This window comes from Azovibrio sp., assembly GCF_049658005.1.
In the GTDB taxonomy this organism is placed as follows: domain Bacteria; phylum Pseudomonadota; class Gammaproteobacteria; order Burkholderiales; family Rhodocyclaceae; genus Azovibrio.
On the sequence record NZ_JBASOH010000112.1, the window covers coordinates 1 to 23,426 of the forward strand.

Below are 23,426 nucleotides of genomic sequence, written 5' to 3' on the forward strand. Positions count from 1 at the left end.
TCTTGCCGCAGGCCTGGCAGCGCAGCCGCTTGGTGTCGATGCCGATGCCCACGCGCTTGCCGTGCAGGGGCAGGTCCTTGAATACCTGCTCGCGGGTGCCCCACGAGGTCAGGCGGTCGGACTGGCAATGCGGGCAGGATGAGGCCACTTCCACCGGCTCGGCGGTGACGCGGTAATCGTGGTCGGATTCCTCCACCCGCAGCACCCGGTACTGCGGCAGGTTCAGGATGTTGGCGGGCATGGTCACAGCCTCGTGATTCTGGTTGGGTCGGTGCCACAAGGCCGGATCAGCAGCCAGACCTGCAACCGCCCATCAGGTTCGCCGCGTGAGGCAAGATCAACGCCGAACGGCTTGACAATGGCGAACACGCCCGGCGCCATGCCGTGGCTTTGGTCGAACTTGGGTCGCTGTCCAATCGCTTCACGCAATTGGGTCAACAGGGGCTGCCGGTCCCGAGCTACCGGCTGCGCTGTGGCCATTGGCGCGCTCTCTTTCATGGCTCCATCCCATAGCCGCCCGAACGATCCGCATCCATATCGCACACCCGGTCGAAGATGACGGTCGAAAGGTGCGAGCAAGCGGCTTTAGCCGCCTGCCAGTCATGCCTGCGAGGATCAATGCCGTCGAGACTGCCAAGGATTTGCACGGGGCGCTGCACGCGAGCCGTTTTCCAGCCTGCGACCGACTCAAGTTGGGCCTGCACTTCATCGAAGCGCTGGCGCAGATCGGTCAGTACATGGTCGGCGTCGCGTGAGAAGCGATGCCCGGCATGGATTGCGGAGGCGGTTTCGCCGACCAGCACGGCATCCGGCAGGATGCGCTGGAGCCGTGCGGCCGAGGACAGGACGAGTTCCCAGTCAGGCAGCGGTGCGGTGTTCTTCGACATAGTGCATCCAGAAGTGATGGCGTTGAGCGTAGGGATCAAAGACGTAAGGACGGCAAACGCGCTCCACCTTGTCCAGCAGAGTGCGGTCGGACAAAGCAGCCCGGCGCAGTTCAGCCCACTCTCGCCACCGACCGCGTGAGATCACGTCGTCGATGGCGGCGAGGGTGAAGCGCTGATGGTTGAGGTGGCGATGAAGCATGGTCAACAACACACTTTTACGATGATTTCCGGGTGAATGTTACGCGAACGGGGAGGCAAAACAACACAAGGCAAAGCAACACGATTTTGCGATTATTGCTTGCCTGCGCCTTGCGTTCGCTACAGGCTTGCCCAACCCACTTTCACGAATACTCGCAAAAGTCAGCCCGATTCAAGGGCCCTGCATGGCTCTGCCAGTCGGAGGGACAATGCTGCAGTTGCTGCCGTTCGTGACGAAACGAGCGCAGCTCGCCCTCCCGCCAGAAGAGCGGCGCCCGCCCCAGGAATCCAGCATCACCTTCCTGATAACGCACGCATTGGCCGGGCTTGAGCACTTCCGGCCGGGGCGCCGCAAGACCAAGCGCCGGTTGCATGCGCCCCGGCGACGCCGCATCCGCATCCGCATCCGCATCTCCGGCCGCATCTGCCGCTTCATCTGCCGCTTCATCTGCCGCTTCATCTGCCGCTTCATCTGCCGCTTCATCTGCCGCTTCGTCTGCCATGAGCACGCCAGAAGACAGCGGAAGTGCCAGCAAACCTGCGACGCCCAGAACACGCATCAGCAGCACGGCTTTCTCAGGGCGGCTGAGAGCGGCGCCCTTGTCACGATCCGCCTGGCAAAAGGACGGGTGGGGCAGTACGGCCAGGGTGAACCCGGTCGCCATGAATCACCCTTTTTTCTTTTCCGGGCGTTTCCAGTTGAGCAGACTGGTCTGGCGGACGCGGGAAACGGTGAGGGCGTTCGGGGGAGCATCCCGGGTCAAGGTAGTGCCGGCTCCCAGCGTGGCCCCTTGACCCACCCGGACCGGCGCCACGAGCTGAGTGTCGGAGCCGATGAAGACATCATCCTCGATCACGGTCCTGAACTTGTTGGCCCCATCGTAATTACAGGTAATGGTGCCCGCACCGATATTCACCCGGGCGCCCACATCGGCATCGCCGACATAGGCCAGGTGATTTGCCTTCGAACCAGGACCGATCTGGCTGTTCTTCACTTCCACGAAATTGCCCACATGAACGCCCGCTGCCAGGCTTGTTCCGGGACGCAGGCGGGCATAGGGACCGACCACAGCATCGGGGCCCACCTGAGCCTTGTCGATGTGGGTAAACGCAGCAATGCGGGCGCCCGCCGCAATATCGGCTTCGCGAATGACGCAGTAAGGGCCGATTTCCACCGCCTCGGCCAGGCGTACATGCCCCTCGAAAATGCAGCCCACATCGATGCTCACATCCCGGCCGCACTCCAGTGTGCCGCGCACATCGATCCGGTCCGGGTCTGCCAGACGCACTCCCTGGTTCATCAGGGCTACCGCCTGGCGCTGCTGATAAATGCGCTCCAGTTCCGCCAATTGCGCCTTGTTGTTGATGCCTTGAACCTCCCAGGCGCCCTCGGGGTGAGCGCTACGCACCGGCACGCCTGCCGTTACCGCCCGGGCCACCACATCGGTCAGGTAATACTCGCCCTGGGCATTGTCGTTGGAAAGACGGGTAAGCCATTCAGCCAGGCGCCCGCCCGGCAGCACCATGATGCCGGTATTGACTTCATCGATGGCGCGCTGTCCGGGCGTGGCATCCTTTTCTTCGACGATGCCCAGCACGCCGCCCGTGGCCTCCCGCACGATCCGGCCATAGCCTTGGGGATTTGCCAGCCGCACCGTCAGCAAACCCAGACCGTCCGCCGCCTGATGCAGCAGATGTTGCAAGGTGGAGGCCTGCACCAAGGGGACATCTCCATACAACACCAGCGTTGGCAGCCTCTCATCGATGAATGGCAGCGCCTGGGCCAGGGCATGGCCGGTTCCTAGTTGCGGTGACTGCAGCGCCCAGGCCAGGCCTGCTGCATCGATGCTCTGGCGCACGACCTCACCCCCGTGACCGTACACCACGACCAGGTTTTCCGGTTGCAGTTGCCGGGCCGTGTCCACCACATGTCGCAGCAGGGCCTTGCCGGCCAGGGGATGCAGCACCTTGGGAAGATTGGAATACATCCGCTTGCCCTGACCGGCGGCCAGGATGACCACATTCAAAGGCATTGCTTGCTCTCCTGGTTCAGGCAATTTTCTTGCCGTCGTCCTGCCCGGTCAGGACATCGGTGAGAACCTGCCTTCCCCGGCTTGAAATGACCCAATGCAGCACATTCTTGTCATTGATGCGAGTGTCGATCAGGCCCACATTCTTGAGCACGGCCAGGCGCTGACTGATCAGCTCCCGACCCAGGGAGGTTTTTTCGGTCAGGGCCGCCAGGTTGCCATAGACATAGCTTTCATCGGCCAGGGCCCGCAGGATTTCCACGTCGTTGTAGGTCACCACCTCGCGCGGTTCCGTTCTGGGCTCGGGCTTTTCCTGGGGGACTTCGATCGGCATCGGCGCGACGGGTAAGGCTTCGAGCTTCTGCCGCAAGGTTTCCTGCTCGCGGCGGAGTTGCTCCAGCTCGCGCCGCAACGGTTCTAGCTGCTGCTGATAAAGTGCGACCGGGTTTTCAAAGATGCGCCGGGCGGCCACCACATAGATCAGACAGAAAGCGGCAAAGACATACAACTCCCCGGGCCGGGTCCGGGCGCCTTCGAGCAGATTGCTGGACAGCATGTTGAGTAGCAGCGGGGCGGTGAGCGCCGTGACCACCCCGAACACGAGGTAGCGGCGCCAATCCTGACGTCCGGCGAGGCTGCCCTGGCGTTCTGCCAGGTAATGGTTGGCCAGCCCGCCCAGCACCCCGGCAATCATCATGACCATGAGCGCCAGCAGCAAATGGCTATCAAACTCCCCCAGGGTGGATGTCACCTGCAAGGATTGTTGTAGATTCAATGTATCACCCTCCCGTTATTGACCGCGAATATGCCACAAGCGGCGCTTATCCCAAAGAAAAACCCCGTCTCGTCCGCGCGGACCCGACGGGGTTTTCGATGGGGTGGTGTACATCAGCGGGGCAGAACGGAAGACCCCATCAGGAATTCGTCCACCGCCTTGGCGCACTGGCGGCCCTCACGAATGGCCCAGACCACCAGGGACTGGCCCCGGCGCACATCACCCGCTGCATAAATGCCGGGCACGCTGGTCTGATAGCAAGCCTCGCCATCGGTGCTGGCCTTGACGTTGTTGCGGGCATCTTTTTCCACGCCGAAGGCATCGAGCAGGCTGCCGACGGGATTGACGAAACCCATGGCCAAAAAGGCGAAGTCACAAGGCAGTTCGAACCCGGAACCGGGCACTTCTTGCATCTTGCCGTCCTTCCATTCGACGCGCACGGCCTTCAAGGCCTTGACCCTGCCCTGGGCATCGCCGATGAATTCCTTGGTGGCTACCGAGAATTCGCGGCGGGTATCGCCTTCCTTGTGGGAGGAGGAAGTGCGCATCTTGAGCGGCCAGTAGGGCCAGGTCAGGGCCTTGTCTTCCTGTTCGGGGGGGGCGGGCATCAGTTCGAACTGGGTCACGGAAGCGGCACCGTGGCGGTAGCTGGTGCCGACGCAGTCGGAGCCGGTGTCGCCGCCGCCGATCACCACCACATGCTTGCCCTTGACATTGATGGGGTTCTTGATGCCTTGCTGGACTTCCTTGTTCTGGGGAATCAGGAATTCCAGGGCAAAGTGCACGCCCTTCAGGTTGCGGCCGGGAACGGGCAGGTCGCGCGGCACTTCGGAACCTGCGGCCAGGATCACCGCATCGAATTCCTGCTGCAACTGCCCGGCGGCAACGGTCTCGGTGGCGTCATTGTTGATGCCGGCCGGCAGCTTGCCATCGCCGACGATGACCCGGGTCCGGAACACCACGCCTTCGGCTTGCAGCTGGGCGACGCGGCGGTCGATCACTGCCTTGTCGAGCTTGAAGTCGGGGATGCCGAAACCGAGCAGGCCGCCGATGCGGCTCGATTTTTCGAACACGGTCACGGCATGGCCCACCCGGGCGAGTTGCTGGGCGGCGGCCAGTCCGGCAGGGCCGGAACCAACGACGGCGACCTTCTTGCCGGTCTTGGCGGCGGCGACCTGGGGCTTGACCCAGCCCATTTCCCAGCCCTTGTCGATGATGGCGTGCTCGATGGACTTGATGCCCACGGGCGCAGCGTTGATGCCCAGGGTACAGGCCGCCTCGCAGGGGGCCGGACAGATGCGGCCGGTCACGTCGGGAAAATTGTTGGTCGAATGCAGCACGTCCAGGGCCTGCTGCCAGTTGTCGCGATAAACCAGGTCATTCCAGTCGGGAATGATGTTGTTGACCGGGCAGCCATTGCTGCAAAAAGGAATGCCGCAATCCATGCAACGGGCGGCCTGAACCTTGGCATCCTCGTCCGACAGGGTGAGGACGAATTCCTTGTAGTGGGTCAGGCGCTCCTCGATCGGCGCGTAGGCTTCTTCGCGACGGTCGAATTCGAGAAATCCAGTCGGCTTGCCCATGTTATGCGGCCTCCTTCTGTGCCGCCGCAGCCAGCTCGGTCAGGGCGCGGCGATATTCGTGGGGGAAGACTTTGACGAACTTGCTGCGGCTGGATTCCCAGTCAGCCAGCAGGGCTTTGGCCCGGGCACTGCCGGTGGCTTCAAGGTGGCGGGTGATCAAATCCTTCAACTGGGCTTCGTCAGCCTGGTCGTCATGGAAGGGTCCGGCCTGCTCGCTGGCGGGCAGCACCTTTTCCAGACCCACCTGGGCCAGATTGCAGCGGTCCTTGAACGCACCGTCCTCGTCCAGCACATAAGCGATGCCACCCGACATGCCGGCCGCGAAGTTTCGACCGGTCATGCCCAGCACGACCACGGTGCCGCCGGTCATGTACTCGCAGCCGTGGTCGCCGGTACCTTCGACGACGGCGGTGCCCCCGGAATTGCGGACACAGAAGCGTTCGCCGCCGACCCCGGCCAGGAAGGCCTCACCCTCGGTGGCACCGTACATGACAGTGTTGCCGACGATGATGTTGTTCCCGGCATCGCCGCGAAAGTCGGGGTGGGGGCGCACGATGATGCGCCCACCGGAGAGGCCCTTGCCCACATAGTCATTGCCTTCGCCCACCAGCTCCAGGGTGATGCCCCTGGCCAGGAAGGCGCCGAAACTCTGGCCGGCGGTGCCGGTGAGCTTGATGTAGAGGGTGTCGTCGGGCAGGCCGGCGGCACCATGGCGCCGGGCCACCTCGCCCGAGAGCATGGTGCCCACGGTGCGGTTCACGTTTTTCACCGGCAGCTCGATGCGAACCTTCTCACCCTTCTCCAGGGCCGGCCGGGCCAGCTCGATCAGTTTCAGGTCGAGGGCCTTGTCGAGGCCATGATCCTGGGTATCGGTATGCCGACGCCCGACTTCGGCAGGCACGGCGGGCTGCTGGAAGATGCGGCTGAAGTCCAGACCCTTTGCTTTCCAGTGCTCGATGTCGGCGCGCTTTTCCAAGAGGTCGGAACGGCCGATCAGGTCGTCGAACTTGCAAACGCCCAGCTGGGCCATCAGTTCGCGCACTTCCTCGGCGACGAAGAAGAAGTAGTTCACCACATGCTCGGGCTGGCCGGTAAAGCGCTTCCTGAGCTCGGGGTCCTGGGTGGCGACGCCCACGGGGCAGGTGTTGAGGTGACACTTGCGCATCATGATGCAGCCTTCCACCACCAGGGGCGCGGTGGCAAAGCCGAATTCATCGGCCCCCAGGAGGGCGCCGATCACCACGTCGCGGCCGGTCTTCATCTGGCCGTCCACCTGGACGCGGACCCGGGAGCGCAGCTGGTTCAGCACCAGGGTCTGCTGGGTTTCGGCCAGGCCCTGCTCCCAGGAAGTCCCGGCGTGCTTGATGGAGGACAGGGGCGAGGCGCCGGTGCCGCCGTCGTGACCGGCGATCACCAGATGGTCGGCCTTGGCCTTGGCGACGCCGGCCGCCACGGTACCCACCCCCACCTCGGACACCAGCTTCACGGAGATGCTGGCCCGCGGGTTGGCGTTCTTCAGGTCGTGGATCAGCTGGGCCAGGTCCTCGATAGAGTAGATGTCGTGGTGGGGCGGCGGCGAAATGAGGCCGACGCCGGGCACGGAGTGGCGCAGGAAGCCGATGTACTCGGACACCTTGTGGCCGGGCAGCTGACCCCCTTCGCCAGGCTTGGCGCCCTGGGCCATCTTGATCTGGATCTGGTCGGCATTGACGAGGTATTCGGTGGTGACGCCGAAGCGGCCGGAGGCCACCTGCTTGATGGCCGAGCGCAGGGAGTCGCCTTCCTGGAAGGTGTAGTCGCGTTCGATGCGGGAAGCCCCGATCACTTCCGATAGCTTCTGGCCGGCCTTGAGCGGCAGGTAACGGCGGGCATCTTCCCCTCCTTCGCCGGTATTGGACTTGCCACCGATGCGGTTCATGGCGATGGCCAGGGTGGTGTGGGCTTCGGTGGAGATGGAACCCAGCGACATGGCCCCCGTGGCGAAGCGCTTGACGATCTCCTTGGCTGATTCCACTTCCTCAAGGGGCACGGGCGCGCCGGCGGGCTTGATCTCGAACAGGCCGCGCAGGGTCAGGTGACGCCGGGTCTGATCGTTGATCAGCCTGGCGTATTCCTTGTAAGTCTCGTACTGGCCCGAGCGGGTGGCATGTTGCAGCTTGGCGATGGAGTCCGGCGTCCACATGTGCTCTTCGCCGCGGATGCGGAAGGCGTAATCCCCCCCGGCATCGAGCATGTTGGCCAGCACCGGATCAGGGGAGAAGGCGGCCTGGTGCAGGCGGATATTTTCTTCGGCCACTTCGAACAGACCGATGCCCTCGATCCTGGAAGGGGTGCCGGTAAAGTATTTGTCCACGAAGGCCTGCTGCAGGCCCACGGCTTCAAAGATCTGGGCCCCGGTGTAGGACATGTAGGTGGAGATGCCCATCTTGGACATGACCTTGCAAAGGCCCTTGCCCACTGCCTTGACGAAGTTCCTGACGAACTTGTCGGCCTTTTCGGCATCCCCCCTGGCCATGGCCCGCAGGGTGTCGAAGGCCAGATAGGGGTGCACCGCTTCGGCACCGTAGCCGCCCAGCAGGGCAAAGTGGTGGGTTTCCCGGGCGGAACCGGTTTCCACCACCAGACCGGTGGAAGTGCGCAGGCCTTCCTTCACCAGGTGCTGATGCACCGCAGAGGTGGCGAGCAGGGCCGGAATGGCGACCTGATCCTTGCCCATCTTGCGATCGGAAATGATCAGGATGTTGGCACCTCGACCCACGGCATCCACCGCCTCGGCCGCCAGGGAAGCCAGACGGGCTTCGATACCCTCCTTGCCCCAGGCGACGGGGTAGCAGATATCCAGTTCGTAGGAGCTGAACTTGCCTTCGGTGTACTTGCCGATGTGACGGATCTTTTCCATGTCGCCGGCGCTCAGCACGGGCTGGGCCACTTCCAGGCGGATGGGCGGATTGATCTCGTAAGGGTTGAGCAGATTGGGCTTGGGTCCGATGAAGGATACCAGGGACATCACCAGCTCCTCCCGGATCGGGTCGATCGGGGGGTTGGTCACCTGGGCAAACAACTGCTTGAAGTAGTTGTAGAGCGGCTTTTCCTTGCGGGAGAGCACGGGCAGGGCGGCATCGTTGCCCATGGAACCGGTACCCTCTTCACCATTCTGGGCCATGGGCTCCAGAATGAACTTCAGGTCCTCCTGGGTGTAACCAAAAGCCTGTTGCTGATCCAGGAGGGAAGAAATGCTGGCTTCGCGGCATTCTTCTGCAGCGGGCACGGCATCCAGCTTGATGCGGATTTTTTCGATCCATTCCCGGTAGGGCTTGGAAGAAGCCAGGGAGTCCTTCAACTCCTTGTCGTCCACGATGCGGCCCTTGTCCATGTCGATCAGGAACATCTTGCCGGGCTGCAGGCGCCATTTCTGGACGATGCGGCTTTCGGCAATCGGCAGCACGCCGGATTCGGAGGCCATCACCACCAGATCGTCATCGGTGACCAGGTAGCGGGCGGGGCGCAGGCCGTTGCGGTCCAGGGTGGCGCCGATCTGGCGGCCATCGGTGAACGCCACCGCAGCGGGGCCATCCCAGGGCTCCATCATGGCCGCATGGTATTCATAGAAGGCGCGCCGGTTGGCATCCATCGTCGCGTGCTTTTCCCAGGCCTCCGGGATCATCAGCATCATCGCGTGGGTCAGGGAGTATCCGCCCATCACCAGCAATTCGAGGGCGTTGTCGAAGGCGGCGGAGTCAGACTGGCCGGGATAGTGCAGGGGCCAGATCTTCTTCAGGTCGTCGCCCATCAGGGGCGAGGAAATCGCCTGTTCCCGGGCCTTGAACCAGTTCACGTTGCCGCGCACGGTATTGATTTCACCGTTATGGGCGATCATGCGGAACGGGTGAGCCAGATCCCAGGTGGGAAAGGTGTTGGTGGAGAAGCGCTGATGCACCAGGGCCAGGGCGGAAACCACGCGGCCATCCTGAAGGTCTTTGTAATAAACACCGACCTGATCGGCCAGCAGCAGGCCCTTGTAGTTCACCGTGCGGGCGGAGAAGGAAGGCACATAGAACTCACCGCCATGCTTGAGCTTCAGCGACTTGATGGCATTGGCGCTGCGGCGGCGGATGATGTAGAGCTTGCGTTCCAGGGCATCGGTGGTCAGCACGTCGGGGCCACGGCCCACGAACACCTGGCGGATCACCGGCTCGGTAGCGCGGACCACGGGCGACATCGGCATGTCGCCATTCACGGGGACATCGCGCCAGCCCAGGATCACCTGGCCTTCCGCCTTGGCATTGCGTTCGATCTCGGCCTCGCAGGCTTGACGGGAGGCGGCCTCGCGCGGCAGGAACAACATGCCGACACCGTACTCACCGACGGCAGGAAGAATGACCCCCTGACGGGCCATTTCCTCACGATAGAACAGGTCGGGAATCTGGATGAGGATGCCGGCTCCGTCACCCTGCAAGGGATCCGCGCCCACGGCGCCCCGGTGATCCAGGTTTTTCAGGATGAGCAGACCTTGCTCGACGATACCGTGACTTTTCTGGCCCTTCATGTGGGCCACGAAACCCACGCCGCAAGCATCGTGCTCATTCGCTGGATCGTAGAGACCCTGCTGTTCGGGAACTGCCGCCATTACTCTTGTTTCCTCGTTCATCTTCGGCAACCTCGCGCGCCTATCGTATCAATACGCAAAAAAAAGCCGGGGCACCGGCTCGCGAAATTCAGGGAAAGCGGCGAAATATAACGCCAAAGCGCTCACTTTTCAATAATCCGCAACAGACGGCTTGCCATCGGAAACGACGTTGCGCTCCGGCACCATGCCGGCCCTATCACGGCACTATCACGGCCCTATCACGGCCCTGTCACGGCCCTGTCACGGCTCAGGCACAACAAGATTCAATCGTGGCACGCACCTGACGCTCGTCAGCCTTGTCACTGACCACCGCTTTGCCGATTGCCTCCAGCAACACCAGACGCAGCTTGCCCTCCTGCACCTTCTTGTCGTGCCGCATCAATTCCATATACCTTGCCGCTCCCAATTCCGGACCCCGGACCGGCAATCCTGCCGCGGCAAGAAGGGTTTCGACGCGCTCTACCTCCGCCGCGCTCAAGTAGCCCAGCAGGGCCGAAAGATGCGCCGCCATGACGGTGCCGGCGGCCACCGCCTCCCCATGCAGCCATTTTCCATACCCCAATCCGGCTTCAATCGCGTGCCCAAAAGTATGACCCAGATTGAGCAAGGCCCGCTCGCCCTGCTCCCGCTCATCGGCCACCACCACCTCTGCCTTGTGGGCGCAGGAGCGATACACCGCTTCTTCGAGCAAACTCTCGTCGCGGGCCATGAGGCCGGGCATGTGCGCTTCCAGCCAGTCTAGAAATTCCGCATCGCGGATCAGGCCATACTTGATCACCTCGGCCAGCCCCGCATGCAGTTCCCGTTCCGGCAGCGTCTCCAGGGTGCCGATGTCGGCCAGCACCAGGCGCGGCTGGTAAAACGCACCGATCATGTTCTTGCCCAGCGGATGATTGATGGCGGTCTTGCCCCCCACGGAAGAATCCACCTGAGCCAGCAGGGTGGTGGGCATCTGGATGAAGGGCATGCCGCGCTGGTAACAGGCCGCGGCAAAGCCGCCCATGTCGCCAATCACCCCGCCGCCCAGGGCGATCAGCGTCGTACCCCGCTCGCAATGCGCCTCCAGCAGCGCGTCAAAAATGAGGTTCAGGGTCTGCCATTCTTTGTAGACCTCGCCATCGGGCAGCACGATTTCCAGGGGCTGAATATCGAGGCGGGCCAGCGTCGCGCGCAGGCGCGCCAGGTACAAGGGCGCCACGGTCGTGTTGCTGACGACCGCTACGGAACGGCCGCGCAGATGAGGGGCCAGCAATTCGGGCTGACACAGCACGCCCCGGCCGATATGAATGGGATAAGCACGCTCGGCGAGGTTGACGTTCAAAGTACGCATTGTTTCTGATATTCCTTGACCAGCAACTGAGTGATGGCAGAAGGGGGCAGGCGGCCACCATTGACGATGAAATGAGCGGTTTCCCGATAGAGCGGATCACGCAGGGCATACAGCGATTCAAGCTTGGCGAGCGGATCTTCGACCTGCAGCAGCGGCCGGTTGCGATCATGACGAGTGCGGTTCCAAAGCTGCAGCGGCGGCACATTCAGGTAAACCACCCAGCCATTGTCACGCAGGGCCTGGCGGTTTTCCGGGGCCAGGATGGCGCCGCCGCCGGTAGCCAGCACCACCGGCCCCTCGTGCACCAGTTCGCCAATTACCTGCACTTCACGGCGACGAAATCCGGCTTCGCCCTCGATTTCAAAGATGGTGGGAATGCCCACTCCGGTGCGGGCTTCGATTTCGTGATCGGAATCCAGGAAGGGCCGCCCCAGGCGCCGCGCCAGCTGGCGGCCGACCGTGGTCTTGCCGCAGCCCATGAGGCCGACAAGATAGATATTCTGCTCCATGTCCATGGCCGGCATTCTAGCGGAGGGCGGCCCTCGCTTCACCTGTTTCCCAATGAAAAGAGGCCATTGCCGGCCTCTTTTCCGGGGGTCCAGGAAGGTTCAGCGAATTGCGACGGTCTCGCTGACGATGCGCGGGGTGATGAAGATCAGCAACTCGGTTTTCTCGTTTTGCCGGGACGTGTTCTTGAAGGCAAAACCAATCACCGGCAGATCTCCCAGCAAGGGCACCTTATTGACGTCATCCCGGGTCTTGATCTCATAGATGCCGCCGATCACGATGGTGCCGCCGTTATCCACCAGCACATCGGTTTCCACCTTTTTGGTTTCAATGATGGCCCCCCAGCGGGTTTCGGCCCCGATGGCGTCCTTGTTGATCTTGAGCCGCATCGACACCTTGCCGTCCGGGGTGATGTGCGGCGTCACCTCCAGGGCCAGCACCGCCTTTCTGTACACGACGCTGGTGGCACCCGAACTGGAAGCTTCGAGATAGGGCACCTCGACCCCTTGTTCGATCCGGGCCTTGGTCTGATCCGAGGTCAGCACCCGGGGGCTGGAAACGACCTTGCCCTTCAGGTCCGCTTCGAGCGCGGAAATCTCCAGATTCAGGAACTTGGTCTTGGCCGCATTGAAAAGCGTGAAGGAAAACTCAGTCGGGCTGACGCCTTTATACCCGGTTGCGGGCAGATTGACCTGGTTCAGGTTATTGATCAGCGCCTCGGGTTGCACCTTGTATTCAGGGCCGATCCACTGCAGTTGGCTCTGCTCGAGCCAACCTTGAGCGTATTGCTGCTTGATGTAGGCATCGCCTGCAATCAATTGATTCTGCCCGCCCCAGTTGCCATAGCGGTCCTTGCCCATGATCCCGAGCCGGGCCCCCAGGTTTCTTGCAAACTGGTCCGTCGCCTCGACAATCCGGGCCTCGATCATCACCTGCCTGACGGCAATATCGACCTGCGCAATCACCTTGCGCACCTCCTCGAGCCGGATGGGCACATCCTGAACGAACAAGAGATTGGTTCTTTCATCAAACACGGCACTGCCGCGCTTGGACAACATGCGTTGATCCTTGGAGGTCAGCAACTCCTGCAGTTGCTTGGCTTTCTGATAGTTGATCTGAAAACTTTCCGTGCGCAGCGGCTCCAGGTCCTCGGTCTGCTGCTTGGACTCGAACTCCAGCTTTTCCCGGGTAGCAATTTCATCACGCGGCGCAATCAGGATCACATTACCGTTCTTGCGCATGTCCAGCCCTTTTTGCTGGAAGATGATGTCGATCACCTGGTCGGCAGGCACATCCTTCAATACCAGTGTGGTGGTTCCGGTCACCGTCTCACTGATGACGGCATTCAGCCCCAGTTCTTCCGCCATCAGGCGCAGCAGGGCGCGCACATCGCCATTCTGGTAATTGATGCTGATACGCGGACCCTGATAGCCAATCTTGGTGCCCTGTACCAGCTTGTTCGGGTCTTCCACGATCGGCTTGACTTCCACCACGAACTGATTTTCCGCCTGGTAGGCGTTGTATTCCCACAGCCCCTTCGGGGTAATGGTCATGTGCACGCTATCGCCTTTTTTCTCGGTCACGATCTGCGTGACGGGCGTCGCAAAATCGGTGACGTCCAGTTTACGCTGCAGATTCTGCGGCAGATCCGTTTTCAGGAAGTCAACCACCAGATCCTTGCCTTGCTGGCGAATGTCGATACCGGTGCCCGCATCGGCCAGGTCCACCATGATCCGGCCTTCGCCATCCTTGCCGCGACGGAACGCAATGTCACGCACCGCATGCAGGGCGTCGGGCCTGGCTTCGCGCACGAAATGTTCCACGCGTGCGCCGTCGCTGGTGGTGGCCTCCAGCGGCGAGAGCGTGACGAGAACGGAATTGCCATCGATCCGGGTGGTATAGCTGAGGTTGCGTACCAGATTCAGCACGACACGGGTTCTTTCGCCAACCTGCACCACATCCAGGCGGGTCAGATCGCCCTCATTGACCGTATGGCTGTTTTTACCCAGGGCATTGCCTACCCCGATGAAATCAAAAGCCAGGCGCGAGGGATTGGCAATGCTGAAACCCACCGGCGGGTTGGCCAGCGGTTCTTTCAGGTCGAACTTGACCAGAATATTCCCCCCTTGCTGCGCGACGTGAAAAGCCTGAATCGCATTGGCCGGCGACGACGGCTCGGCCGCCTGGAGGGTGATAATCGGAAGCATGCCGAACATCAGGCCTGCCAGCATACACTTCATACGATTCAGCATTTTCACTTTATTTCCTCCTGGGCCTGTAGTTGCAGCATATTCATGCGCTCAGACCAATCGCCCGTTGAATCCTCAACGACTTCCTTGATTTCCACGGCCTGATCCGTGATCTTCACGACCACCCCAAAATCCAGACCGATGTAATCCCCCACCTTCACCTGCTTCACCAGTTGATCGACTTGAATCGCGGCCATGGGAGTATTGTTGATGTTCATGAAGCCGATCATTTTCATGGATTCGATCGGGTATTTTTCCATCACGCTGTTACGCGCTTCACGCGCTTCAAAATCCGGCTCGAACCGACTCCCCTGACCTGCCCCGCGCCGTCCCCGTTTCTCGGGCTCAATCTTGCTGCTGCTGAACGGGTCCACCATGTTTTCAACGGTATAAGGAACCGGCTCGTAGGGCTTGATCTGGGGCAGCGGCGGGATTTTCCCGCGCAAATCCTTCGAGGCTTCGGCCATCCAGGTCTGCAGATCTTCATGTTCGCCACCGCCACATCCGGCCAGCAGCAATGTCAATGTGATTGCAGAAGCATAAAGCGAGGATCGCATCACTTTCTCCCCCCTTTCCTGCCTTTGGCGGCCTGTTCTTTTTCGGCCTGCCGGCGCCTGGCGATTTCTTCTTCATCCAGATAGCGGAAGGTCTTGAGTTCTGCATCCATCACCAGTTGCCCGCTGGCCACTGGTGTGGCCCCCTTGCCGCCCTTGGCGGATTCAGCACTGGCGATCGCCATGTTATTGAGCGTCACGATGCGCGGCAGTTTGGCGACATCGGCTGAAAAAGCGGCCAGATCATGGTAGTTGCCGATGATCTTGACCGTGATCGGCAATTCAGCATAAAAGTCCTTGCTGACCTCGTCAGCCGGTTTGAACAACTCGAACTGCAAACCCCGCCCCAGACCCGCCTGGTTCACTTCCACCAGCAGCGCTTCGACTTCGGAACGATTGGGCAATTGCTTGAGCAAAGCACCAAATGACTTTTCGATTTCATCGAGTTGCTGGCGATAAAGATCCAGATTCACCGCCTGTTTTTTCTTGGCGATGAATTCTTCCTTGAGCTTCAGTTCCGTACTTTCCGCCGTGTCCAGGATCTCGAGTTGATCCTTCCAGATGAACCACCAACCACAAAGAATGACCGCCACCAGTATCCCCACCAGAATCGTGATGCGCGGAATGAGCGGCCAGGTGCCCGGGTCATTATTGGTGCTCAGGCGCCTGAAATCTTCAGCAATTTGCTGAGTATTCAAATTCAGTTTGAGTTCAGAGAGCTTCATGGCTTGTTGCCCCCCTTGGCTTTGGTGGCAGTTTTTTCTGCCGGCGATGGCTCTGGACGAACCATGTTGAAATCCAGGGAAAACTCGAACAGCCGCCTGCCACCCACCATGGCCGCCTTGCTTTCGATCAACCTGGGCGGCCCCATTCCCTCTGCGGCTTCCAGATTGCGCATCAAGGTCGAAATGCGCGAGTTCGATTGGGCGTAGCCGCTCAACATAACCTGCAAACCATTTCGTTTCATGGTCTTGAGGTAGACGCCCTCGGGAACACGCTGCACCAGTTCACTCAGCAGAGTGACGGTCTCACTGCGATCCTTCTGCAAGGATTCGATCGTATTCTTGCGGTCCAGCAAGGCCTGACTCTTTTCCTTGAGGTCCTTGATTTCGTCGACCTGTTTGTCTAGTACCGCTATTTCCTTCTTGAGAAACTCATTTTTACTGTTCTGATGTTGAATGTAGCCATCGATGGCCGTGTAACCCGCAAAAACCAGCAGGGCGCCGAGCAACGTCACCATGCCTGCCAGTACATAAAACTGCTGGCGACGGGCTTTACGTGCCTCTTCCCGATGTGGAAGAAGATTGATTTTGATCATGATGGATCAAACCTCCGCAGCGCCAGGCCACAGGCCGTCATCAAAGACGGCGCATCGGCCAGCAGATTCTTGGCACGAACCCGGTCCGAGAGCACCATCCCGGCAAATGGATTGGCAATGATGGTATTGACCTGGGTTCGAGTGGCAACCAGTTCATCGATCCCGGGAATGGAGGCACAGCCCCCCGCCAGAACGATATGGTCAACCTTGTTGTACTGCGTCGAGGTGAACAGGAACTGCAAGGCACGGGAAACCTCAAGGGCGAGACTGTCCATGAACTGGGGCAGGAGTTCCGACTCATAGTCTTCCGGCAGATTTCCCGCACGCTTGCCCGCTTCGGCCTCACCGTATCCCATGCCGTAGCGACGGGAAATATCCTGAGTCAGCAAACCGCCACCAAAGGCCTGCTCCCGGGCATAGATCTGCACGCCATTCCTGAGCACCGTCAGTTTCGTGACATTCATGCCCACGTCCACCAGCGCGACCACGGGTGCATTTTCTTCCAGCGGCAGTTGCCTGAACACCAGTTCAAAGGCGGCAAGCGTGGCGTAGGACTCGACATCCATGACCACCACCTTGAGCCCAGCCGCTTCTGCAACCGCCAGGCGGTCCTCGACCCGCTCCTTTTTGGAAGCCGCAATCAGGACTTCCAGTTCATCCGGCGCCGAAGGGGCCGGGCCTATCACCTGGTAGTCGAGATTCACCTCGTCGATGGAAAATGGGATGTATTGATTGGCTTCCGACTCAACCAGCACCTCCAGATCTTCTTCCCGCAGGCCCGCCGGGACGATGATCTTTTTGGAAATCACCGCCGACGCGGGCAGGGCCATGGCCACATTGCGGGTGGGAGTCGCCAGCCGCCTCCAGGCGCGACGGACGCCTTCCTGCACGGCCTCCAGATCGGCGATGTTGCCGTCTACGACGGCGTCCTTGGGAAGCACCTCGATGGTGTAGCGTTCAACCCGGCAGCCATCCTTGCCGGCATCGGACAGTTCCACCATCTTGATGGATGAAGCAGAGATGTCCAAGCCGAACAGGGGACGGGATTTTGGATTGAGAAAGGAGAGATCAAAGCGCACCGGACCCCCGGAAATATCCATTAAAAATCAGAAGTTACATCAAAATCCAATAATTCACGTGAAATGCTAGCAACAAGCCCCGACAGTGTAAAGCAATTTATTTGTCTTAGACGAGGGCGCGTATAATCCCGCCCTGCTCCAACTTCTGACGGTTTCGTCATGCCTTCCACCTTGCGTTTCATCTTGTATTCCATTTCTTTCATCATCGGCCTGATCGCCATCGGCATCGGGGTCATCCTGATCGTCCTGGTGCTTGCCTACCCGAATCTGCCCAGCCTGGACGTACTCACGGATTACCGCCCCAAGATGCCCCTGCGGATCATGACGGCGGACGGCCATTTGATCGGCGAATTTGGCGAAGAACGCCGTGCCGTGGTCAGGATACAAGACGTGCCCGAGGTCATGAAGCAAGCCATCATGGCGGCAGAGGATGAGCGTTTTTACCAGCACGGCGGGGTCGACACTCTCGGCGTGCTGCGCGCAGCTTATGCCAATTTCATCGGCGGTGGCAAGCGCCAGGGTGCATCCACCATCACCATGCAGGTGGCGCGCAATTTTTTCCTCAGCTCTGAAAAAACGCTGACCCGGAAGATGTACGAAGCGCTGCTTTCCTTCAAGATCGAACACAACCTCAGCAAGGACCAGATTTTCGAGCTCTATATCAACCAGATATTTCTGGGCCAGCGAGCTTATGGTTTTGCGGCGGCATCCCAGATTTATTTCGGCAAACCGCTCTCCCAGATCAGCATTGCCGAGGCCGCCATGCTGGCCGGTCTGCCAAAAGCCCCCTCGGCCTTCAATCCGGTGGTGAACCCCAAGCGGGCGCGCATCCGGCAAGAATATGTGCTGAAGCGCATGCGCGACCTCGATTTCATCACGGAGGAACAGTTCAACACCGCCATGAATGAAACCCTGGTCGTCCGCCGCGATGCTGGCCAATACTCGACGCATGCGGAATATGTGGCCGAAATGGCCCGCCAGATCACGGCCGAACGTTTTCCTCAGGATGTCTACAGCGCCGGCCTGCAGGTCATCACGACCATCCAGAAGGACGAGCAGGAGGCCGCCTACCAGGCATTGCGCAAGGGCGTGCTCGACTACGACCGGCGTCAAGGCTATCGCGGCGCTGAATCCTTCATCGATCTAAAGCAGATGGGCGAAGATCAGGAGGAGTCGCTGGATGTTGCCCTGCAGGAATTTCCCGCCATCGAGAATCTGATACCCGCCGTGATCCTCGAGGCCAGCCCCAGGCAGATCAAGACTTACATGCGCGGCGGTGAAACCCTCACCTTGAGCGGCGACGCCCTCAAATTTGCCAGCCGCATGCTGGATGACAAAGCCCCCGTTACCAAAAAACTGCGCCGTGGCGCCGTCATCCGCCTGAGCAAGGATGACAAGGGTTGGCGTATCGCCCAACTCCCCGAAGTCGAGGCCGCCTTTGTGTCGGCCCACCCCAAGGATGGGGCCATTCGCGCGCTGGTCGGCGGTTTCGATTTCAACCACAACATGTTCAACCACGTCACTCAAGCCTGGCGCCAACCCGGCTCCAGTTTCAAGCCCTTCATCTACTCTGCCGCCCTGGAAAAAGGCTTTTCTCCCGGCAGCATCGTGCTGGACGAACCGGTCACGGTCTCTGCCGCCCAGACGGGCAGCCAGGCCTGGCAGCCGAAGAACTACGACGGCAAGTACGAAGGGCCGATGAAACTGCGCACCGCCCTGACCAAGTCGAAGAACATGGTGTCCATCCGCCTCCTCCAGGCCATAGGGCCCGCCTATGCCCAGGACTACATCACCCGTTTCGGCTTCGACGCGGAACGCCACCCTCCCTATCTCACCATGGCCCTCGGCGCGGGCTCGGTAACGCCGTGGCAGATGGCGGCGGCTTATGCCGTGTTCGCCAATGGCGGTTACCGGGTGAATCCTTATATCGTCAAGGAAATACGTGACCAGCACGGTCGGGTGCTGGCTCAGGCAACCCCTGCCCAAGCCGGTGATGAAACCCTGCGCAGCATCGATCCGCGCAATGCCTATCTGATGTATTCGATGATGCGCGACGTAACCATCTACGGCACGGCCGGGCGCGCCTCTGCCGCACTCAAGCGCCAGGACCTGGCAGGCAAGACCGGCACCACCAATGACCACATGGATGCCTGGTTCTGTGGCTTCCAGAAAACGGTTGTCGGCTGTGCCTGGGTCGGATTCGATCAGCCTAAAAGCCTGGGCAACCGGGAAACCGGGGGCTTCACCGCCCTTCCCATCTGGATCGCTTACATGCAGGAAGCCTTGCGGGGGGTTCCTGTCGAGCAGATTCCGCAACCGGAAGGCATCACTGCCGCCCGGGACGACATTTATTACAGCGAGAATGTCCCCCCTGCCCCGGAGCCTGAAGTCAGCAGCCCTGACGAGGGCCTTCCCACCGCCACCCCGGCGCAGGAACAGCCGGCGAAACCCGTGGTGGAAGCTTTCCCCGCTGATTAACTCAACAAAGCCGGGCATGCCCGGCTTTGTTCCCTGTCAGGCGAGCCGGCCGTCAGAATTGCACCGGCATGCCCGCCTGCTCCGATACCAGACGTGACAGCAGCACCATCAGCGGCTCCCCACTGCGGGTATCCACCCAGGACTCGCCCTCCTTGCGGAAATGAAAGCCGCCGCTACGCGCCGCCACCCAGATTTCCTTGGTGATGGCATGGCGGTTGATGATCATCTTGCCGCCATCGGCAAACTCGATTTCCAGCACCCCGCCGGGAGCCAGTTCAAAATCCAGATCCCCCCCCGCCGCCTCGAGGACTGCCTCGATATGGGCCAGAACTTGATCGGCCCCTTGCGCAAATTCCCGATCATCCATGCTGTGCTAACATCCTCGCATTGTTTATCCGCCTACCCATGATGCGCCGTCTGACCCCATCCTTGGCAATACTATTGCTCTGTACCGCCTGCGGCGCCAAAAGCGCCCTGGAAATTCCGGCAGGCACCCCACAACAACCCCTGTTTGAAAAGCTGGGCAGAACCGCCGCACCGGCTGCGGATGTTAGCACGCCCAAGAAAGCCCAGGAATGAACGCTGTTGGAACCCCTTATTTTGCTTACCACCACGGTCAGCTCCATGCTGAACGACTGCCCCTGGCACAAATCGCCACGGCTTTTGGCAGCCCCACCTACGTCTATTCACGCGCCGCCCTGACCGCCAGCTTCCAGGAATTCCAGCAGGTCCTGGCGAGCCACCCGGCCGGAGCCGAAAGCCTCGTTTGCTATGCGGTCAAGGCCAATTCCAACCTCGCCATCCTCGACCTCTTTGCCCGCCTCGGCGCCGGTTTCGACATCGTCTCCGGCGGTGAACTGCAACGGGTGCTGGCGGCCGGCGCCGATGCCGGCAAGGTGGTGTTCTCCGGCGTCGGCAAGACCGAGGCCGAGATGGCGCAGGCCCTCGATGCCGGCATCTTCTGCTTCAACGTGGAATCCGCCGCCGAACTGGAGCGCCTCAACGCCGTGGCCGGCCGCCTGGGCAAAAAGGCGCCCATCAGCCTGCGCGTCAACCCGGACGTGGACCCCAAGACCCATCCCTATATCTCCACCGGCCTCAAGACCGCCAAGTTCGGCGTCGCCATCGGAGACGCCCTGGCGCTGTATGAGAAGGCCGCCGTCCTGCCTCACCTCCGGGTGGAAGGCATCGACTGCCACATCGGCTCCCAGCTTCTGGACCCGAGCCCTTTCGTGGAGGCACTCGAACGGCTGCTGAAGTTGCTCGATGCCCTGGCTGCACGCCACATTCCCATCCACCACCTGGATCTGGGCGGCGGCCTGGGTATCCGCTACCGGCAAGAGGAGGTCGAGCCAAGCGTGGAGAGCTACCTGCGCCCCCTGCTGGACAAGCTCCAGGGGCGCGGACTCAAGCTCATCCTCGAACCGGGACGGCGCCTGGTGGGCAATGCGGGCCTCCTGCTGACCAAGGTGGAATTCCTCAAGCCCGGCGAAAACAAGAACTTTGCCGTCATCGACGCCGCCATGAACGACCTGATGCGCCCCGCCCTCTATGAAGCCTGGCACGAAATCCAGGAAGTCCAGCAAAAGCACGATGACGCAGCCTTGGTCTACGATGTGGTCGGCCCCGTCTGCGAGACCGGCGACTTCCTCGGCCAGGACCGGCCCCTGGCCGTGGCACCCGGCGATCTGCTGGCCGTCATGTCCGCCGGTGCCTACGGCATGGCGATGAGCTCCAACTACAACACCCGCCCCAGGGCAGCCGAGGTGATGGTGGATGGGGATCAGGCATACTGCATCCGCCGCCGCGAGACGATAGCGGAACTCTATGCCCTCGAGCAGCCACTTCCTGCACTTCCTGCGTAAGCGCGTACGAAAAAGCCCGGAAACGCGCCGGGCTTTTTCAGGGGCGTAGACTTGCGAATAGACTTGCGAAATTACAGCACGTAGCGCGACAGATCCTCGTCCGCCGCCAGCGTTCCGAGGCGGGCGTCCACATAGGCGGCATCGACATGCACGGCTTCCTGCCCGGCCTTGCCGGCACTGAAGGAGACTTCTTCTAGCAACTTTTCCAGCACGGTATATAAGCGCCGGGCACCGATATTCTCCGTCTTTTCATTCACCTGGAAGGCAATCTCGGCCAGACGGCGGATGCCGTCGGCGGCAAAACCCAGTTGCACGCCTTCGGTTTCCAGCAGGGCCTGGTACTGGCGGGTCAGGCAGGCATCGGTCTGGGTCAGGATGCCTTCGAAGTCGGCCACGGAGAGGGAATCGAGCTCGACGCGAATGGGGAAACGGCCCTGGAGTTCCGGAATCAGGTCGGAGGGTTTGGCCAGGTGAAAGGCTCCGGAAGCGATGAACAGGATGTGATCGGTCTTCACCATGCCGTACTTGGTGGAGACCGTGGTGCCCTCCACCAGAGGCAACAGGTCGCGCTGCACCCCCTGGCGGGAGACGTCCGCCCCCTGGGCATTGCCGCGGCTGGCCACCTTGTCGATCTCATCGAGGAAGACGATGCCGTTCTGCTCCACGTTCTTCAAGGCCTCAAGCTTCACCTCCTCATCGTTCACCAGCTTCGCCGCCTCCTCGTCGGTGAGTAACTTGAGCGCTTCGCGGATCTTCAGCTTGCGACTTTTCTTGCGCCCACCGCCCATGTTCTGGAACATGCCCTGGATCTGGCTGGTGAGTTCCTCCATGCCCGGCGGCGCAAAAATTTCCGCCTGCAAGGCAGGCAGGGCCACCTCGATCTCGATTTCCTTGTCGTCCAGTTCCCCCTCCCGCAGCTTCTTGCGGAATTTCTGGCGGGTGCCGTTATCTTCAGCGGCGCCGTTCTCGGCAAAGAAACCGGCATTGCGCGCCGGCGGCAGCAAGGCATCCAGCACCCGCTCCTCGGCGGCATCCTCGGCGCGTGCCCGTACCTGCGCCATGGCCCGCTCCCGTTGTTCCTTGATGGCAGTCTCCATCAGGTCGCGGATGATGGTGTCCACATCCCGGCCGACATAGCCGACCTCGGTGAACTTGGTCGCTTCCACCTTGATGAAGGGGGCCTGGGCCAGGCGCGCCAGGCGCCGGGCGATCTCGGTCTTGCCGACCCCGGTGGGCCCGATCATGAGGATGTTCTTGGGCGTGATTTCGGAACGCAGGGGCTCGTCCACCTGGGCCCGCCGCCAGCGGTTGCGAAGGGCAATGGCCACGGCTTTCTTGGCATTGCCCTGGCCGACGATATGCTTGTCCAGCTCGTGGACGATTTCCTGAGGGTTCATGGTGGTCATGCTTCTAGCACCTCCAGGGTGAAATTCTTGTTGGTGTAGATGCAGATGTCCCCGGCAATCTCCAGGGACTTGCGCACGATTTCCTCGGGAGAGAGCCCGGTATTTTCAAGCAGGGCGCGGGCGGCGCTCTGGGCATAGGCGCCGCCGGAGCCGATGGCGGCGATGCCCAGCTCCGGTTCCAGCACGTCGCCATTGCCGGTGATGACCAGGGTGCGCTCCGGGTCAGCCACGATCAGCATCGCTTCCAGCCGGCGCAACATGCGGTCGGTGCGCCACTCCTTGGCCAGTTCCACGGCGCTGCGCATCAGGTTGCCCTGATGCTTTTCCAGCTTGGATTCGAACAGGTCCAGCAAGGTGAAGGCATCCGCGGTGGCGCCGGCAAAGCCGGTGAGGATGCGATCCTGATACAGGCGGCGGATCTTCCGGGCCGTCTGCTTGATGACCATGTTACCCAGGGTAACCTGGCCATCGCCACCGATGGCGACGATATTGCCCCGCCGCACCGACAAGATCGTGGTGCCGTGATATTGCTCCATGAAA

General features: G+C 61.1%; 21 protein-coding genes. 2 read left to right on the forward strand and 19 right to left on the reverse strand.

The window, feature by feature from the left end; genetic code table 11:
* The 16 genes from WBH99_RS10250 to WBH99_RS10325 form a co-directional block, all read right to left on the reverse strand.
* A partial coding sequence (locus tag WBH99_RS10250) for a transposase family protein (protein WP_424219986.1) occupies positions 1 to 241 on the reverse strand: 241 nt, incomplete at its 3' end.
* Positions 242 to 243: 2 nt separating this feature from the next.
* Entirely contained in the window at positions 244 to 498 is a 255-nt protein-coding gene (locus WBH99_RS10255) for a hypothetical protein (protein ID WP_424219987.1), read from the reverse strand.
* Positions 495 to 887, reverse strand: coding sequence for a hypothetical protein (locus tag WBH99_RS10260; RefSeq protein ID WP_424219988.1), 393 nt, complete (start codon positions 885 to 887; stop codon positions 495 to 497). Before WBH99_RS10260 ends, WBH99_RS10255 begins: the two co-directional genes overlap by 4 nt.
* Positions 859 to 1,086, reverse strand: a complete 228-nt coding sequence (locus WBH99_RS10265) for a hypothetical protein (RefSeq protein ID WP_424219989.1) — start codon at positions 1,084 to 1,086, stop codon at positions 859 to 861. Before WBH99_RS10265 ends, WBH99_RS10260 begins: the two co-directional genes overlap by 29 nt.
* A 142-nt stretch (positions 1,087 to 1,228) precedes the next feature.
* Positions 1,229 to 1,750, reverse strand: a complete 522-nt coding sequence (locus WBH99_RS10270) for a hypothetical protein (protein ID WP_424219990.1) — start codon at positions 1,748 to 1,750, stop codon at positions 1,229 to 1,231.
* 3 nt (positions 1,751 to 1,753) lie between these two features.
* Positions 1,754 to 3,112 carry a bifunctional UDP-N-acetylglucosamine diphosphorylase/glucosamine-1-phosphate N-acetyltransferase GlmU gene (gene glmU / locus WBH99_RS10275; protein ID WP_424220044.1) on the reverse strand — a complete coding sequence of 453 codons (1,359 nt, stop codon included), beginning with the start codon at positions 3,110 to 3,112 and terminating at the stop codon, positions 1,754 to 1,756.
* Between the two features lie 22 nt (positions 3,113 to 3,134).
* Entirely contained in the window at positions 3,135 to 3,890 is a 756-nt protein-coding gene (locus tag WBH99_RS10280; RefSeq protein WP_424219991.1) for a YEATS-associated helix-containing protein, read from the reverse strand.
* A 113-nt stretch (positions 3,891 to 4,003) separates the two neighbouring features.
* On the reverse strand, positions 4,004 to 5,473 hold the full coding sequence (locus WBH99_RS10285) for a glutamate synthase subunit beta (RefSeq protein ID WP_424219992.1): 1,470 nt from the start codon (positions 5,471 to 5,473) through the stop codon (positions 4,004 to 4,006).
* Position 5,474: 1 nt separating this feature from the next.
* Positions 5,475 to 10,100, reverse strand: coding sequence for a glutamate synthase-related protein (locus WBH99_RS10290; RefSeq protein WP_424219993.1), 4,626 nt, complete (start codon positions 10,098 to 10,100; stop codon positions 5,475 to 5,477).
* A 247-nt stretch (positions 10,101 to 10,347) separates the two neighbouring features.
* Positions 10,348 to 11,430, reverse strand: a complete 1,083-nt coding sequence (gene aroB / locus WBH99_RS10295) for a 3-dehydroquinate synthase (protein ID WP_424219994.1) — start codon at positions 11,428 to 11,430, stop codon at positions 10,348 to 10,350.
* On the reverse strand, positions 11,418 to 11,945 hold the full coding sequence (locus WBH99_RS10300) for a shikimate kinase (protein ID WP_424219995.1): 528 nt from the start codon (positions 11,943 to 11,945) through the stop codon (positions 11,418 to 11,420). Before WBH99_RS10300 ends, aroB begins: the two co-directional genes overlap by 13 nt.
* Before the next feature lie 93 nt (positions 11,946 to 12,038).
* A complete protein-coding gene (locus tag WBH99_RS10305) occupies positions 12,039 to 14,144 on the reverse strand; it encodes a type IV pilus secretin PilQ (protein ID WP_424219996.1) in 2,106 nt (701 codons plus the stop codon).
* A gap of 47 nt (positions 14,145 to 14,191) precedes the next feature.
* Positions 14,192 to 14,743 (reverse strand): pilus assembly protein PilP, encoded by a 552-nt coding sequence (locus tag WBH99_RS10310; RefSeq protein ID WP_424219997.1) that lies wholly within the window; start codon positions 14,741 to 14,743, stop codon positions 14,192 to 14,194.
* Entirely contained in the window at positions 14,743 to 15,465 is a 723-nt protein-coding gene (locus tag WBH99_RS10315; RefSeq protein WP_424219998.1) for a type 4a pilus biogenesis protein PilO, read from the reverse strand. Before WBH99_RS10315 ends, WBH99_RS10310 begins: the two co-directional genes overlap by 1 nt.
* Entirely contained in the window at positions 15,462 to 16,058 is a 597-nt protein-coding gene (locus WBH99_RS10320; RefSeq protein WP_424219999.1) for a PilN domain-containing protein, read from the reverse strand. Before WBH99_RS10320 ends, WBH99_RS10315 begins: the two co-directional genes overlap by 4 nt.
* On the reverse strand, positions 16,055 to 17,158 hold the full coding sequence (locus WBH99_RS10325; protein WP_424220000.1) for a pilus assembly protein PilM: 1,104 nt from the start codon (positions 17,156 to 17,158) through the stop codon (positions 16,055 to 16,057). Before WBH99_RS10325 ends, WBH99_RS10320 begins: the two co-directional genes overlap by 4 nt.
* A gap of 138 nt (positions 17,159 to 17,296) precedes the next feature.
* On the opposite strand from WBH99_RS10325, the gene WBH99_RS10330 reads away from it, so the two are divergent.
* Positions 17,297 to 19,615 carry a penicillin-binding protein 1A gene (locus WBH99_RS10330; RefSeq protein ID WP_424220001.1) on the forward strand — a complete coding sequence of 773 codons (2,319 nt, stop codon included), beginning with the start codon at positions 17,297 to 17,299 and terminating at the stop codon, positions 19,613 to 19,615.
* A gap of 52 nt (positions 19,616 to 19,667) precedes the next feature.
* Here WBH99_RS10330 and cyaY read toward each other — a convergent pair whose 3' ends face one another.
* Positions 19,668 to 19,982: an iron donor protein CyaY gene (gene cyaY / locus WBH99_RS10335; protein WP_424220002.1), complete on the reverse strand. Its 315-nt coding sequence runs from the start codon at positions 19,980 to 19,982 to the stop codon at positions 19,668 to 19,670.
* Between the two features lie 208 nt (positions 19,983 to 20,190).
* Here cyaY and lysA point away from each other — a divergent pair, with 208 nt between their 5' ends.
* Positions 20,191 to 21,480, forward strand: coding sequence for a diaminopimelate decarboxylase (gene lysA / locus WBH99_RS10340; RefSeq protein WP_424220004.1), 1,290 nt, complete (start codon positions 20,191 to 20,193; stop codon positions 21,478 to 21,480).
* A gap of 71 nt (positions 21,481 to 21,551) precedes the next feature.
* On the opposite strand, the gene hslU is transcribed toward lysA, so the two are convergent.
* Together hslU and hslV are read right to left on the reverse strand one after the other, a co-directional pair.
* Positions 21,552 to 22,886, reverse strand: a complete 1,335-nt coding sequence (hslU, locus tag WBH99_RS10345) for an ATP-dependent protease ATPase subunit HslU (RefSeq protein WP_424220005.1) — start codon at positions 22,884 to 22,886, stop codon at positions 21,552 to 21,554.
* Positions 22,883 to 23,422: an ATP-dependent protease subunit HslV gene (gene hslV, locus WBH99_RS10350; RefSeq protein ID WP_424220006.1), complete on the reverse strand. Its 540-nt coding sequence runs from the start codon at positions 23,420 to 23,422 to the stop codon at positions 22,883 to 22,885. The genes hslU and hslV overlap by 4 nt, the downstream gene beginning before the upstream one ends.
* Between the last annotated feature and the right edge of the window lie 4 nt (positions 23,423 to 23,426).